The following is a 14,046-nucleotide window of genomic DNA, read 5'->3' as shown; positions in this document are numbered from 1 at the left end:
GAGCCTCTTTGATCCGGCCTGATCGGGACGATCAGACCGGAGGGGCTCTAAGCGCTTACTCCACCATAGCGTCCGCAACGGAAAGCGGAAGCTGGTATAATGAGTATGCAGGACTTGCATTCCCCGCTTTCGCGACCTCAGATGCGCCAAAAGTAAGGGAGATGCGTATGAAGGCCCGTCGACTGCTCGCCGTTTCCACCCTAGCTCTGATGGCAACGGGGGTCGCCCAAGCAGCCGAGTCCCCCTGGTACACGCAGGGGACCTTCGTCCCTACTGAACGCATCGAAATCAAGCTCGTCAACGACCTGGACGAGGATCGGGTCAACAGCCCGGTGATCCTGACGCCGCAGCAGCTGCCGATGCTGCGCGGCATCCAGGCCCTGACCATCACCCTGGTCGACCCGGCCGGCCAGCCCCGCCCCGCCCCCGACCACGAGCGCCAGGCCACGGAAGGCCCGCACGGACGCCTGGCCGAGACCAACGGCCGCTCGTTCGACTACCAACTGGACGACCTGGACGCCGACGGCCTGTGGGACGAGCTGTTCCTGCAGGTCGACCTCAAGGCCCGCGAGACCAAGACCATCTACATCTATCGCGGCTTCCAGCAGCGCGGCTGGAACCCTCACCGCACCCACGCCGGCATCGGCAGCTACATGCGCCACACCGTCCCCTTCTGGGAGGCGGAGGCCGTCGGCTGGAAGCTCTGGTTCCCGACCGACGCCGACGTCTACGGCAAGCGCGCCCCGATGCTGATGACGCCGCGCCTCTATGGCGAGAACCTGGACGGCTATGCGGTGTCGCGCATCGACCCGAAGCTGGGCTCGGACATCATGTCGGTGGACGACACCTTCGGCGGTGGCGGCATCGGCGTCTTCGACGACCCAACCAAGCCGAACGCGATCTCACGCCCGCGCTTCACCCCGACGTCGGACCAGGAGAACCGCTTCAACGGCAATGGCCTGACCGACACCCGCTACGCCTTCGAGGTCGTCACCAACGGCCCGTTGCGCAGCATGATCCGCGTCAAGACCATGAACTGGGACAGCGGCCGCGGGAAGTACGAGGTCGAGCAGCTGTACACCGCCTTCGCCGGCCAGAACTATTCGACCGGCCGCGTGACCTTCAAGACCTTCTCGCCGAAGGCCAAGGGCGCGACCTGGGCGGCGGGCATCCGCAAGCACGACCCGGAAGAGATCATCTACCAGCAGGGCGGCGTGGCCATCACCGGCGGCGGCGAACTGGTGCGCAATCCCGACGACCGCGACGCGGTGCAGAACGGCTTCAAGATCGACTATGCCGGCTCGGCCATCGTCGTGCGCGACGCCTACAAGCCGACCTACGTCTCCAGCGACGAGCGCAAGGGCAACCACGTCTTCAAGGTCGCCCCCACGGCCGACAACAAGTTCGAATACATGCTGGCCGCCGCCTGGAGCGAGGGCCCCAACCTCAAGACCGCCGACGCCTTCAAGCAGTACGTGATCAAGGCCGCTCGCGAATACAATTCGCCGGTCCGCCTGGGCGGCCTGAAGGAAGACAAGAAGCGCTAGCCCATCCGCTGCAGCTGATCCGGAGCCAGACCGCGAGGCGTAAAGCGCGCCTCGCGGATCGCGCCCTTGAAGTAGTCGACCTTGTTCAGGCGCGAACCGACCGACGAGCGGCCTGCGCCCTGCGGCTTGTAGTCGATCTCGGCCTCGCCCTGCAGGACGCCGTCGACATAGGCGCGATAGGTCTTGCCGTCGAAGCTCTGGGCCACCCAGTACCAGCGGCCGACCGGGAACAGCTTGTTCTCGAACAACAGGGTGTGCTTGTAGCCCGGCCCCGTGGCGAAGGCATCCAGGCACCACTGGTTCTCGATCACCCGGATCTCGAACAGGATGCGCGTCGTCGAGGGCTCGCCGCCGATCGGCTCCTCGTTGAGGTGGAACCAGCGCTGGGCGAAGACGCCGCCGTCAGGACGGAACAGCGCCTCGAAGGTGAACTGCTCCCAGCCGGCCAGCGGATGACGCTCAATCACCAGGCGGTCGTCGACGCCGTCGAACTGCACGGCCTGGCCGAACGGGCTGGCCACCAGTTGCGGATCGCCCTCGACCGTGGTCGCCGCGCCGCCGATGCTGGACAGGCGATCGAAGGTCCAGACGATCTGGCTTCGGGCCGCACGAGTGTCGCCGGCGCCGGCCAGGGCCTCGCCGGTCAACAGGCTGCCCGCAGCCGCAGCTCCGCCGATCAGGATCTCGCGCCGTCCGACCATCGCCTTACTCCCTAAGCTGGATCCCAGCCCGAGAGCAGGTTGGGGATCGTGTACTTCCGCGCCTCGCTTGCCGTCAGCTGCCGGCGGCGTCCCGAAGGCTTCCCCGCCCCCGGACCCCGGCTCGCATATTCGAACAGGCGCGCGTCCTCAGGCTGGTACATGGCCCGGCGGCCGCCTTTCAAGTTGTAGTGCATCGGATACCAGGCTTCGGGCACGATGTGGCGGTCCATCCAGCAGCGCACGAAGGCCGCGTGGCCCACCGCATCGGGATTGCCGTAACGCCCGTCCGGGAAGGTCATGGTGTGCCGCCAGGGCCGGCCCAGCGCCATGGTGTGGTCGGGCATGTCGGCGTCGCGGGTCAGGCGGCAGTCCAGGAACACGAGGCCATAGGGCTGTTTGCGGTTGGTGTCCGGCGCGGCGATGAAGCCGTGGAAGTCCTTGCCCGGCCGGGTGCGCGAGCGGATCTCGCAGTGGTCGAAGACGGCGACGCCCATGCCGTAGATGAAATCCACGCAGCCGCTGATGTAGCAGCGCCGGAACAGGCTGCGGCCGGCGTCGGTGAACAGGGTGTCCTGCCAGCCGGTCAGGGCCACGTCCTCGAAATAGGCGCGATCCGAGCCCTTCCCCAGCTTCAGCGCCGTGGCCTGGGCCCCGCTGGCGCCGGTGCGGTCGTAGTCGACCTCGGCCGGCATGTGGCCCGGATAGTCGAAGTCGTTGGCGATGGTCAGGCGGCGGGCCTGGAAGCCTGGGGCCAGCACGGTGACCGTGGCGATCTCGGACGGACCGCCCGGACGGTTACGGCCGGCGGCGTATGCGTTGAACACGATAACGCTGGCGCCCTGCCCCTCGCCCACCAGATGGACGTTCGGCTTAGTCACCGTGACCTGCTCGCGCCAAGTACCCTTCCGCACGAGGATGCAGAACGGCTTGCCGTCCTCGGCGGGCGCAGCGTCGAGCGCGGCGGCCAGGGTCGGGAAATGCCGCATCGCGCGGGGGTCCGGCTTGCTCGAGAGGACGGCGTCGAAGCGCGGAGCCGCCAGGGCCGGCGCGGCGGTCAGGCCGGCGAGGCCGCCCATCACGACGGCGCGGCGATCGGGAAGTCTGAGCATGCAGCCCCCTGAAAGCAGAAGCGGCGCGGCTCCCGAAAGAACCGCGCCGCGCCCTGGTCTTAGTAGGTGTAGCGGAAGCCGAGGAAGAACTCGCGGCCCGTCTCGTGGTAGAATGACACCAACTGGCTGCTGTCGTAGTACTGGTCCTGGACCTCGTTGGTCAGGTTCACGGCCTCGAAGGTGAAGGCCAGGTTCTTGCTCCAGTTATAGGTGACCGAAGCGTCGAAGTTCAGCGTGCCCTTGGTGCCCTCGACGTCCGAACCGTTACGGCCCGGGATCTGGGTCAGGTACTTGCTGCGATAGGCCGCCGAGATGCGGCTGCTCAGCTTCGGGGTCTCATAGTAGAGCGTGGCGTTGTAGCTGTTCTTCGACAGGTTGGTCAGCGGGCCGACGGCCGTGATCGCCCCGGTCGAGGACAGGTAGGTCACCTCCGACTTCACATAGGTGTAGTTGCCCAGGAAGCCGAACTTGTCGAACGGCGCCGGCAGGAAGGTGAAGGGCTGCTGGTAGTTCAGCTCGAAGCCCTTCAGCGGGCCGCCGGGCGTGTTGACCGAGGTCGAGAACTGCCAAACCGGCAGGCTGGGCGAGCAGCCCGGCGTGGTGCCACAGGCCGCGACCGCCGCGCTGTCGGGCAGGCCGAACGGGTTCTGGTCGAAAGTCGACAGCGGCGAGGTGTAGCTCTGCACGAAGGTCGAGATGTCCTTGTAGAAGAACGCCGCCGACAGCAGGGCCTGGGGCTGGAAGTACCATTCGATGGCCGCGTCCACGGTCTTGGCGCGGAACGGATCCAGGAACGGGTTGCCCGAGGTCACGGTCTTGTTGCTGCCCGTGCCGATGTTCACGCCGGGGGTCAGCGAGCCCAGGTTCGGACGCGACATGACCTTGGCGGCGCCGAAGCGCAGCAGCAGGTCCTGGCTCGGCTCGACCACCAGGTTCAGGGCCGGCAGGAAGTCATTGTAGCTGCGCGTGGCGGTCGTGGCCGAGATCGTCTGGTAGTTGACGCCGTTCACGGTCGACGGAACAACGCCATAGCCCAGGGCCTTCTGGCGGGTCTGGACGTAGCGCGCGCCGATGTCGCCGCGCACCGGCACGCCGGCGACGTCGAAGTTGAAGTCGCCCTGGACGTAGCCCGTCGTGTCCCACTCATCGATCGTGTAGTTGCTGCCCAGGCTGGCTTCACGGCCCAGGTTGTAGATGCCGCAGCCGCTGGTGAAGCAGGTGGTGGCGAACGGGCTGATCCACACTGTGCCCGGCGTGGTGGTGACCGCCTTGCCGTAGTTGGGATCGTCCATCTTCAGGGCGCCCAGCGCCTTGTTCAGGTCCGGCGTGATCCACGAGCCGGCGTTGCCCGACGGCAGTCCCAGGCTCTTGGTGAAGTCGATGGTCTCGGCGTAGCTGCTGCGCGCGATGCCCCGCAGTTCAGCCGACGAGATCGGGTTGATGTTGGCCGAGGTGCCGTTGGTGCGCGAGAAGGCCGCGCTCTCGACCTGATAGGCCTTGTAGGCCAGGCCGCCCTTCAGCTTGAAGGCCTCGCTGAGGTCGTAGGCCAGGTCGAACTGGGCGGTCTTGTAGCTGTTGTCGACGAAGCCCTGGGCCATGCGGATCTCGGCCAGGGTCCAGGCGTCGGCGTTCTTCAGATCGCCATTGCCGTAGGTGATGACCGGATAGGTGTCGCCACGGCTATAGTCCCAGGTGTAGCCCTGGACGTTGTACTGGTCCCACTGGACCGTGTTCTGAACCGGGTTGGAGAAGGTCGACTTCGAGAAGCCCAGCACGCCCTTGGCGCGGAACTTGTCGGTGAACTCGTGGTCGCCGGCCAGGGTGAACTGGCGGAACTCGGTCTTCAGCTTGTCGTGACGCTGCTCGGTCTTCAGGTCGATGTTGTTGAACGTCCCCTTGGTCATGACCGGGAAGTTCGCGCGCGGCGTGGCGATCGTGTAGTCGAGGATGTCGACCTGGTTGATGCCGCAGGTGACCGGCGAGGTCGCCGTACAGGCGCCGGCAGTCTGGGGCGTGAAGGTCTCCAGGAAGTCCTCGTTCCGCTCGCCCTTGAAGTTGGCGTACAGCATGTCGAACGAGACGTTGGTCTTGTCGGTCGGACGCCATTGCAGCGCGCCGGTCGCGCCCAGGCGGTCCTGCTGGGTCTTGTACCAGTCGAAACGCGGGATGCGCGGGTGGACGGCGGCGTTGGCCTCGGCGCAGGCCGCGGCGTTGGTGGCGCAGGTCACGCCGCGCACGCTGCGGAAGCCCGGCGCGGTGGCCGTGCCCGTCTGCCAGCGCACGGTGCTGGCGCCCTGGTCGAGCAGGTTGCGCTTCGAATAGGCCACCGAGAACAGAGCGCCGATGGTGTCGTCGCGCCAGGTGTTGGAGATCAGGGCGGCGACGCGCGGCGAGGCTTTCTCGGCCTGGTCGTTGTAGCCCATCTTGCCCGAGACGGCGAAGTTGAAGCCCGGCTTGTCGAACGGATGGGCGGTGTTCAGGTCGACGGTCGCGCCCAGCGAGCCCTCTTCCGTTTCGGCCGAGGCGGTCTTCTGCACCGTGATGCGGTTGAAGAGGTCCGAGGCGAAGACGTTGAAGTCGAACGAGCGGCTGCGGTTGGTGCCGCCCGAGGCGTCGGTGCCGCCCGACGTCGTCAGGGCTTCCATGCCGTTGATGCGCACGCGGGTGAACTGGCCGCCCAGGCCGCGGACCGAGATCTGGCGACCTTCGCCGGCGTCACGCGAGATGGCGACGCCCGGGATGCGCTGGATGGATTCTGACAGGTTCAGGTCCGGGAACTTGGCCATGTCCTCGGCGTAGATCGCGTCCACCGCCGCGGCCGACTGGCGCTTCACATTCAGGGCTTGAGCCAGGCTGTTGCGGAAGCCGGTGACCACCACCTCTTCGACGGCGGAGTCTTCGGTCTGTTGCGCGTGGACGGCCCGGGCCACGCCGGTCGCCATCAGGCAGGCGGCCGTTCCGGCCAGCAGACGCGCGCGCAGGCGCGTACGATTGGATGAAGTCATCTTCGTTCCCTCCCAGGATATGTACTTTTGGCGGTGTTCTTGGATGACACCGGTATCATTGTTCACTCATGCTGAGGCGGGTTGCGCAGTTTTTCAAGCCGAAACCTGCACCGTCATCCCTTAGGGAACCTCAGAACAACCGTTGACCCCACCCTGGTTGCGGCAAAGCGATTGTAGACGTTGCGTTTTTTGGTCGGGGCGAACTCAGACGGCTTGCGACATCCTGACCTAGGCGCCCGGCTCCGTTACCGATACCAGAGGTGCCCAGACCCGCGTCAGATGGGCCGTCACCCCAAGGACTCTGAGGAAAACCCATGGCCAGCCCCTCGCTGCTCGCGCGCCGTTCCGTCCTCGCGCTGACCGCCTGCGCCGCGCTTTTCGCCACCGCGCCGGCCCTCGCCCAGTCTGATGCGATCCTGGCCAAGGGCCCGGCCTATGTGAACGCCCCTTACCCGCAGTCCCACGCCTCGACCATCGTCGAGACCACCGCCGGCACGATCGCCGCGGCCTGGTTCGGCGGCACCCACGAGCGCAATCCCGACGTCGGCATCTGGTTCGCCCGAATGGTCGACGGCAAGTGGCAGGAGGCCCGCGAACTGGCCAACGGCGTCCAGGCCAGCGGCCCGCGCCTGCCGACCTGGAACCCGGTGCTGTTCCAGGCGCCAAAAGGCGAGCTTTTCCTGTTCTACAAGGTCGGCCCCAGCCCGCAGGACTGGTGGGGCATGGTCATGACCTCCAAGGACGACGGCAAGACTTGGGGCAAGCCCGTCCGCCTGCCCGACGGCATCCTGGGGCCGATCAAGAACAAGCCGGTCGTGCTGGCCGATGGAGCTTGGCTGTCGCCGGTCAGCGTCGAGGAATCCGAGGGCGTCACCCAAGCCGACGGCGGCGGCTGGAGCCTCTATTTCGAGCGCAGCGAAGACGGCGGCAAGACCTGGAGCAAGACCGCTCTGGTCCCATCCCCGCTGAAGATCGACGCCATCCAGCCCAGCATCCTCTTCCATCCGAACGGCATGCTCGAGGCCGTGGCCCGCACCCGCCAGGGCGCCCTGGCCCAGACCTGGTCGAAGGACAACGGCAGAACCTGGAGCCCGATCGCCACCATCGACCTGCCCAATCCCAACTCAGGCACTGATGCGGTCACCCTGGCCGATGGCCGCCAGCTGATGGTCTATAACCATTCGGGCCAGTTCCCGGACAAGCCGGGCAAGGGTCCGCGCGTGCCGCTGAACCTAGCCATCTCCAGCGACGGCGTCAGCTGGCGCGAAGTGCTGACCCTGGAAACCGAACCCGTCCCCGACGGCTACGCCTACCCGGCCATCATCCAGGCCCGCGACGGCAAGGTCCACATCACCTACACGGTCAACCGCCGCGGCATCCGCCACGTCGTGGTGGATCCCACGAAGCTGAAGTAGGTCAGCCGAAAGAAAGGAAGTTGGTGCGGGCGGTCGGAATCGAACCGACACTCCTTTCGGAACCGGATTTTGAGTCCGGCGCGTCTACCAGTTTCACCACGCCCGCATCGCTTCGCGTCACCGCGAAGGGTGGCCTTCCTAGCAGGCGTCGAACACGAACGCCAGCCTGGGAAAGGCGCTCATTCGACGTCCAGCGAGCCCTCGGGAGAACCGTCGGCGCGGGGCGTGATGGTCTCGCCGCCGGCCAGCTCGATAGCCTTGGTCTGCAGGTGGTCGAGCAGGCGTTTGAAGGTCGCTACCTCGTTGGGGGCCAGGCCCGCCAGCAGGGTCGCTTCGTAGGCTAGCGCGAGCGGCGCAATCTCGGCGAACAGGCGGCGGCCGGCGGCCGTCAGCTCCAGGGTGTGCGAGCGGCGGTCCGAGCGGACGGTGGTGCGGGCCACCAGGCGGCGCACGACCAGTTCCTGCGCCGCGCGGCTGACCCGGACCTTGTCCATGGCCGTGCGGGTGACGGCGGTGTGCTGGGTCAGGCCGCCCTCGGCCAGCACCGACATCAGACGCCACTGCGGGATGGTCAGGCCGAAGCGGTCTTCATAGGCGCGCGCGATCAGTCGGCTGACCGCCGCCGAGGCCGTGGCCAGGCGATAGGGAACGTAGTCCTTCAGGCTGACGCCGGTTTCGGGCGCTTCGGACGCGCCAGGCGCAATCGTGGAAACCGTCGCGGTCATGCCCTTACCTTCCGCCCCTTCAGCGCGCCCTTTTTCATCGAAGGCTGCGCACGCTCAGGTCAAACGCCCCGCGACATCCGCTCGAACGAACCGGCAGTTTCGCACGGCGCGTGGGCAGAGAATAGCCGTCTCGCCTTCCTGAACAGCGTTCCTGTGCGCCGGGACCGTCAATCGTGCTTGGCGCTACCCGTTTTGGGCTTCAGCAGGGGTGGGGTTTCCGTCAGCGCGTCGCGACAGGCCTTCAGCGTGGTCAGGGTGTCGGGGTGGATCCAGGCGTCGGCGAAGGCCGCCACGGCCAGGCGCAGGTTCTGGGCAAAAGTCTTGTGATCCAGGGCCTTGGGCGATTTGTGATGGCCATGATCGGCCCCATGGTCGCTCTTTTCCTTGGCGAACAGGACGGTCTGCGAGCCGACGATGGTGACGTTGCGGCTCAACACCTCGACGCCGCCACAGCATTTATCGCGCGGCTTGCCATGCTCGGAGCACAACGAATCGGCCTTCGGCTTGTGACCGTGGTCGTCGTGGTGCTCGCCGTGTCCGTGCTCGTCATGACCATGGTCATCGTGTCCATGCCCCCCTTCCTTGGGAGCCTCGCCGGCGACGGCCTTTTCCAGACGCTCGAAGGTCTGGTCGCAGACCGCGCCCAGGTCCAGCAGCGGACCGATGCGGCGGCGCACCTCGGCGATCAGTTCGCGGGCCCGGATCTCCAGCTCGCCCGAGTGAGCGCTGCTAGCGGCGACGCACTTCTGCTTGATGGCTTCGTGGATGGTCTCGGGGACCTTGTGGTCCTCGCCGGTCTTCTTCTTGGCCACCGTCAAGCGGCCGGCATAGAAGGCCAGGGCCGCGATGGCCAGGCACGCCAGGATCAGCGCGAACCACAGCGTCGGATCGTAGACCGGCACGGGCTGGTCGACCGGAAATTCTGATTGGTACACGCCGATCCCCCTTGGCCCGCACGACGCGCCGAGACCGGCGCGCCATATGGTTAACGCAACGCCGTTATTTATGCACGGCCAAGGTGATCAGGCGGGTCGAGAAATCACGTTGGTGACACGGACGCCCTGGTCGTAGCGGGACGGCCCGCCATAGACGGTGACCTCGCAGAGGATGTCGCCGCCCTCCTCCGAAGCCCAGATGTAGCCGCGCTCGACCTCGACATAGCGGCCGGCCGGCGAGATGCCCTCGAAGGTGTCGCCCCAGGGCACGATGGCCTTCAGGTCCTGCCAGCGCAGGGTCATGGCGCGCGAAAGCTCGTCGCGCGCCATGGCTTCCAGGTCCGGATCGTTCACGGACAAGGGGCTCAGCCCTCGGCGGTGTCGCGGAAGTAGGCTTCGACGTCGCCCTGCAGCTTGATCGTCATGGCGTTGCCCTTGCGGTCCAGGGTCTTGCCGGCTGCGACGCGGACCCACTTCTCGGAGATGCAATACTCTTCAACGTTGGTCTTCTCGACGCCCTTGAAGCGGATGCCGATGCCGCGCTCCAGCAGGTCGGCGTCGTAGTGCGGGCTGTCCGGGTTGACGGAGAGGCGGTCGGGAGGCGTGTCGCTCATGGTCTTCAGCTTTCGTACGGACCGATCCGGCCCATGATGTCTTGGCCGGCGGTGATAGCTACGAAACGCCGAAAGTCAAAATCGGGCGATATCGCCCGCCATCCCGACTGTCATCCCGGCCGAAGCGCAGCGAAGAGCCGGGACCACGGCGAGCTCAGCGCTTGCGGCGGTCCCGGATCGCGCAAGCGCGTCCGGGATGACAGATATTAAAGCCTAGTCTTCCTGCTTTTCCTTGACCGGATCGGCGGCCGAGACCGTGCCGTCCTTGTTGGTGTCGTGGACGTTGAACATCCGCCAGCCCGAATAGTCGAACTCGGCCTTGGTGATGCCGCCGCTCTTGTCGCTGTCCAGAACGTGGAAACGGACGACCGTCTGGCGCATCTGGCGCTCGCGCTCCTCCTGCTTCTTCTCCTCGGTGCGGTCCGAGGCCTTCAGGCGCTCTTCCAGGCGCGCCTTGAACTCGTTCACGTACTCGGCTTCCGACAGCACGCCGTTCTTGTCGGCGTCGATCTTGGCGAACTGGATGGCGCGGGTGGCGGCGAACTCGTCCTTGGTGACGACGCCGTCGCCGTTCTGGTCCTGCTCCTTGATGAACGTGTCGCGGGCGTGCGAGGCGGCGTAGGCGGCGCCGGTGGTCAGCGACAGCGCGACGGCGGCGGCGAGGATCGTGCGGATCTTCATGGGATGTCCTAGCGGAGGGATTCGAAGGTCAGGGCGTAGGTGTAGCTGTAGCCAGGCTGGCCGGCGGCCGACGGACCCAGGCGATAGCGGGTCTGGATGTGGTAGAGACCCGAGTGGTCCGGCTTCACCGCAAAGCGGCCCTTGGCGTCGCTGGTGACGGTCTTGGGCGCGGGCTTGGCGTCGGCGTAGCGGTCCGCGGCGGGCACGAACTCGATCACCTGGTTGGCCACCGGCTTACCGTCGTAGAGCACCTCGAACACGGCGTCCTGGCCGGTGACGATCTTGCTGGGGTGGGTGATCGCCTTGAACTCGATGCCCTTGCCGGTCGGCGCCAGCGCCGCGTCGCTGGGCGCGCCGCGCGTCACATAGACCTCGGCGGTCGTCAGGCTCTGCATGTCGATGGCGTCGGCCGGGGCCTTGGAGCCCTCGAAGAACTCCCATTGGCCCTTGACCAGGGCGGCCTTGGCGGTGCGGCCGCCGCGCTGGCCGGTGGTGATGCGATAGGTGCCGGGCTTCTCCGTCGCGACCTCGAACACGGCCAGCTGGCGCAGATAGGTCGGAGCGATGGCCGTGCGCACGCCGTCGGGGCCGACCACGGCATAGGCATCGGACTTCATCACCACTTCCGGCGTGAAGAAGTCCTCGGTGAAGGCGCCCTCCACCGTCACGATCTTGCGGTCGGAGGCGTCGAACACGGTCGGCAGCAGATAGGGCGAGTGCGCCTGGGCGGTGGACGCCGCGAGGCTGAGCAGGAGCGCGCCGCCCAGCAGGCCGGCGCGGAAGGATCGGATCATCGGGAACACCCCAGGCGCCGCTCCAATCGCGGCGAGGCCCGGCATATTGCGATTACTTCTGAGAATCAATTGCAAACAGCTTGACCAGTGGAGGCGGCCGATCTACGCCGCTGACCAACAAATTGCGATCAATTCGCATACGCAGTTATCGAAGGGGATTTCGATGTCTCGCCTGAAGCTGGCGGCCCTGGCCGCCGCCTCGACCGCCGCCCTGCTGGCCACGTCGGCCCATGCCGGCGACGCCGCGCCCGAAGCCGCCGCCGAGGTCGACAAGGTCACCGTCACCGCCACCCGCTCGGAGAAGACGGTCTCGCAGGCCCCAGTCACTGTCACGGTGATCTCGTCGGAAGACATCGAGGACGGCCTGGTTCGCGACATCAAGGACCTGGTCCGCGACGAGCCGGGCGTGTCGGTGCGCAACGCCCCTGCCCGCTTTACCGCCGCCGGCGCCTCGACGGGCCGCGACGGCAATGCCGGCTTCAACATCCGCGGCCTGGAAGGCAACCGCGTGCTGATCGTCGTCGACGGCGTGCGCGTGCCCGACGGCTTCGCCTTCGGCGCCCAGTCGACCGGTCGTGGCGACTATGTGGACCTGGACATCCTGAAGTCGGTCGAGATCGTGCGCGGTCCGGCCTCGGCCATGTACGGCGCCGACGGCCTGGCCGGCTCGGTCAGCTTCATCACCAAGGATCCGTCGGACATCCTGAAGGACGGCCAGAGCTTCGCCGGCCGCGCCCGCGTCGGCTACGCCTCGGCCGACAAGAGCTGGACCGAAAGCCTGGTGCTGGCCGGCAGGTCCGACCGCTGGGAAGGCATGCTGGCCTATACCCGCCGCGACGGCGAGGGCCAGAAGACCGCCGGGACCAACGACTCGGCCAACACCGACCGCACCACCGCCAACCCCGAGGACAACCAGTCCAACGCCGTGCTGGCCAAGGTGGTCTACAGCCCCAACGACCAGAACCGCTTCCGCCTGACGGCCGAGCACTTCGACCGCGACGTCGACTGGAACGTGCTGAGCGCCATCGCCAAGCCGCCGGTGGCCGCGACCGGCGTCATCGGCCTGACCGCCTTCGATAGGATGCGCCGCGACCGCGTCACGCTGGACCACCGCTTCGACGGCGGCCAGGGCCTGATCGCCGCCGCCCGCACCAGCCTGTACTGGCAGAACAGCACCACCCGCCAGTTCTCGGCCGAGGACCGCTCCACCGCCGCCGACCGCACGCGCGACGCCACCTTCGACAACCGCGTCTTCGGCGGCGCGATCGAGCTGCACAGCCGCTTCGAGGCCGGCGCGGTCAAGCATGAGGTCATCTGGGGCGGCGACGCCTCGATCACGCGCCAGGCCGGCACGCGCGACGGCACGGCGCCGCCGGCCGGCGAGACCTTCCCCGCCAAGGCGTTCCCGACCACCGACTTCACCCTGGCCGGTCTCTATATCCAGGACGAGATCACGGCCAGTCCGGTGACCCTCTATCCGGCCGTTCGCCTCGACTATTACAAGCTGGATCCCAAGAGCGATCCGCTGTTCACCACCGCCACCTCGGGCCAGAGCGACACCCACGTCTCGCCGAAACTGGGCGTGGTGTGGGACGCCACCGAGTTGGTGACCCTGTTCGCCAACCTGGCGGCGGGCTTCAAGGCCCCTTCCCCGTCGCAGGTGAACACCGGCTTCGCCAACCCGGTCTCGAACTATCGCTCGATCTCGAACCCGGACCTGAAGCCCGAGACCAGCCGCACCCTGGAAGCCGGCTTCCGGATGCACCGCAACGGCTGGCGCGTAGCCGTCACCGGCTTCACGGGCGAGTACGACGACTTCATCGAGCAGGTGCAGGTGGGCGGCAACTTCTCGCCGACCAATCCGGCCGTCTATCAGTACGTGAACCTGTCGGGCGTGAAGATCAGCGGCGCCGAGGCCAAGGGCTCGTTCGACCTAGGCCATGGCTTCGTGGCCCGCGCGGCGGCGTCCTATGCCCGCGGCGCGTCGCGGACCAACGGCGTCAACACCCCGCTGGTCTCGATCGATCCGGTCAAGCTGACCGGCGGCCTGACCTATCGCGCGCCCTCGAACAAGTTCGGCGGCGACCTGGCGGTTATCCATTCGGATCGCAAATCGGCCGGTCGCGCCGGCGTGTCGTGCACGGGCGTGGTTCCGGGCAGCTCGCCGCTGAACTGCTTCACGCCGCCCTCGTTCACCGTCGCCGACCTGACGGCCTGGGTGGCCCTCACCGACTACGCCACCCTGCGGGCCGGCGTCTTCAACCTGACCGACGAGAACTACTGGTGGTGGGCCGACGCCCGCGGCCTGGCCGACAACTCGACGATCAAGGACGGCTACAGCCAGCCGGGTCGCAACTACAGCGTCTCGCTGGCGGTGAAATTCTAGAACTCGCGGGCGCCCGCCTCCAACGGGCGCCTACGGGGCCGGCGCGCGCGGACGGGAAGCCGCGCGCGCCGATATCCGCGCTTACAAGCGTCGCTTTCCCCTGCTAGCTACGGGTCACACGACATCGGAGTCCG

At 67.0% G+C, this 14,046-nt stretch carries 12 protein-coding genes and 1 tRNA gene; 3 read left to right on the top strand and 10 right to left on the bottom strand.

Annotated features, from left to right (window positions below; all coding sequences use genetic code 11):
- Positions 1-167 precede the first annotated feature (167 nt).
- Positions 168-1,547 (top strand): DUF4861 family protein, encoded by a 1,380-nt coding sequence (locus ABDW31_RS08590; RefSeq protein WP_184718290.1) that lies wholly within the window; start codon positions 168-170, stop codon positions 1,545-1,547.
- Here the strand turns inward: ABDW31_RS08590 and ABDW31_RS08585 are convergent.
- The 3 genes from ABDW31_RS08585 to ABDW31_RS08575 are packed head-to-tail and all read right to left on the bottom strand — an operon-like array spanning position 1,544 to position 6,362.
- The gene (locus tag ABDW31_RS08585; RefSeq protein WP_184718287.1) at positions 1,544-2,248 is read right to left on the bottom strand and encodes a LamG domain-containing protein; all 705 of its coding nucleotides are present in this window, start codon (positions 2,246-2,248) and stop codon (positions 1,544-1,546) included. The genes ABDW31_RS08590 and ABDW31_RS08585 overlap by 4 nt on opposite strands.
- 11 nt (positions 2,249-2,259) lie before the next feature.
- Positions 2,260-3,357: a pectinesterase family protein gene (locus tag ABDW31_RS08580; protein ID WP_184718285.1), complete on the bottom strand. Its 1,098-nt coding sequence runs from the start codon at positions 3,355-3,357 to the stop codon at positions 2,260-2,262.
- A 59-nt stretch (positions 3,358-3,416) separates the two neighbouring features.
- Positions 3,417-6,362, bottom strand: coding sequence for a TonB-dependent receptor (locus tag ABDW31_RS08575; protein WP_184718283.1), 2,946 nt, complete (start codon positions 6,360-6,362; stop codon positions 3,417-3,419).
- 314 nt (positions 6,363-6,676) lie between these two features.
- Here ABDW31_RS08575 and ABDW31_RS08570 point away from each other — a divergent pair, with 314 nt between their 5' ends.
- Entirely contained in the window at positions 6,677-7,777 is a 1,101-nt protein-coding gene (locus ABDW31_RS08570; protein WP_184718281.1) for a sialidase family protein, read from the top strand.
- A gap of 21 nt (positions 7,778-7,798) precedes the next feature.
- On the opposite strand, the gene ABDW31_RS08565 is transcribed toward ABDW31_RS08570, so the two are convergent.
- From ABDW31_RS08565 to ABDW31_RS08535, 7 genes are all read right to left on the bottom strand, one after another.
- A tRNA-Leu gene (locus ABDW31_RS08565) sits at positions 7,799-7,883 on the bottom strand.
- Positions 7,884-7,956: 73 nt separating this feature from the next.
- Positions 7,957-8,502: a MarR family winged helix-turn-helix transcriptional regulator gene (locus tag ABDW31_RS08560; protein ID WP_184718280.1), complete on the bottom strand. Its 546-nt coding sequence runs from the start codon at positions 8,500-8,502 to the stop codon at positions 7,957-7,959.
- Positions 8,503-8,669: 167 nt separating this feature from the next.
- Entirely contained in the window at positions 8,670-9,437 is a 768-nt protein-coding gene (locus ABDW31_RS08555) for a hypothetical protein (RefSeq protein WP_184718278.1), read from the bottom strand.
- A gap of 87 nt (positions 9,438-9,524) precedes the next feature.
- Complete coding sequence (locus tag ABDW31_RS08550) at positions 9,525-9,767, bottom strand: hypothetical protein (RefSeq protein ID WP_184723774.1); 243 nt, start codon at positions 9,765-9,767, stop codon at positions 9,525-9,527.
- Between the two features lie 35 nt (positions 9,768-9,802).
- Positions 9,803-10,051, bottom strand: a complete 249-nt coding sequence (locus ABDW31_RS08545; protein WP_184718276.1) for a DUF3297 family protein — start codon at positions 10,049-10,051, stop codon at positions 9,803-9,805.
- Positions 10,052-10,264: 213 nt separating this feature from the next.
- Positions 10,265-10,732, bottom strand: coding sequence for a hypothetical protein (locus ABDW31_RS08540; protein ID WP_184718274.1), 468 nt, complete (start codon positions 10,730-10,732; stop codon positions 10,265-10,267).
- Positions 10,733-10,740: 8 nt separating this feature from the next.
- Positions 10,741-11,526: a DUF4198 domain-containing protein gene (locus tag ABDW31_RS08535; RefSeq protein ID WP_184718272.1), complete on the bottom strand. Its 786-nt coding sequence runs from the start codon at positions 11,524-11,526 to the stop codon at positions 10,741-10,743.
- A gap of 163 nt (positions 11,527-11,689) precedes the next feature.
- On the opposite strand from ABDW31_RS08535, the gene ABDW31_RS08530 reads away from it, so the two are divergent.
- On the top strand, positions 11,690-13,912 hold the full coding sequence (locus ABDW31_RS08530; protein WP_184718270.1) for a TonB-dependent hemoglobin/transferrin/lactoferrin family receptor: 2,223 nt from the start codon (positions 11,690-11,692) through the stop codon (positions 13,910-13,912).
- Positions 13,913-14,046: the final 134 nt, after the last annotated feature.

Source organism: Caulobacter sp., assembly GCF_039596335.1.
Classification (GTDB): Bacteria; Pseudomonadota; Alphaproteobacteria; order Caulobacterales; family Caulobacteraceae; genus Caulobacter.
This window is presented reverse-complemented; position numbering and strand designations above follow the sequence as displayed.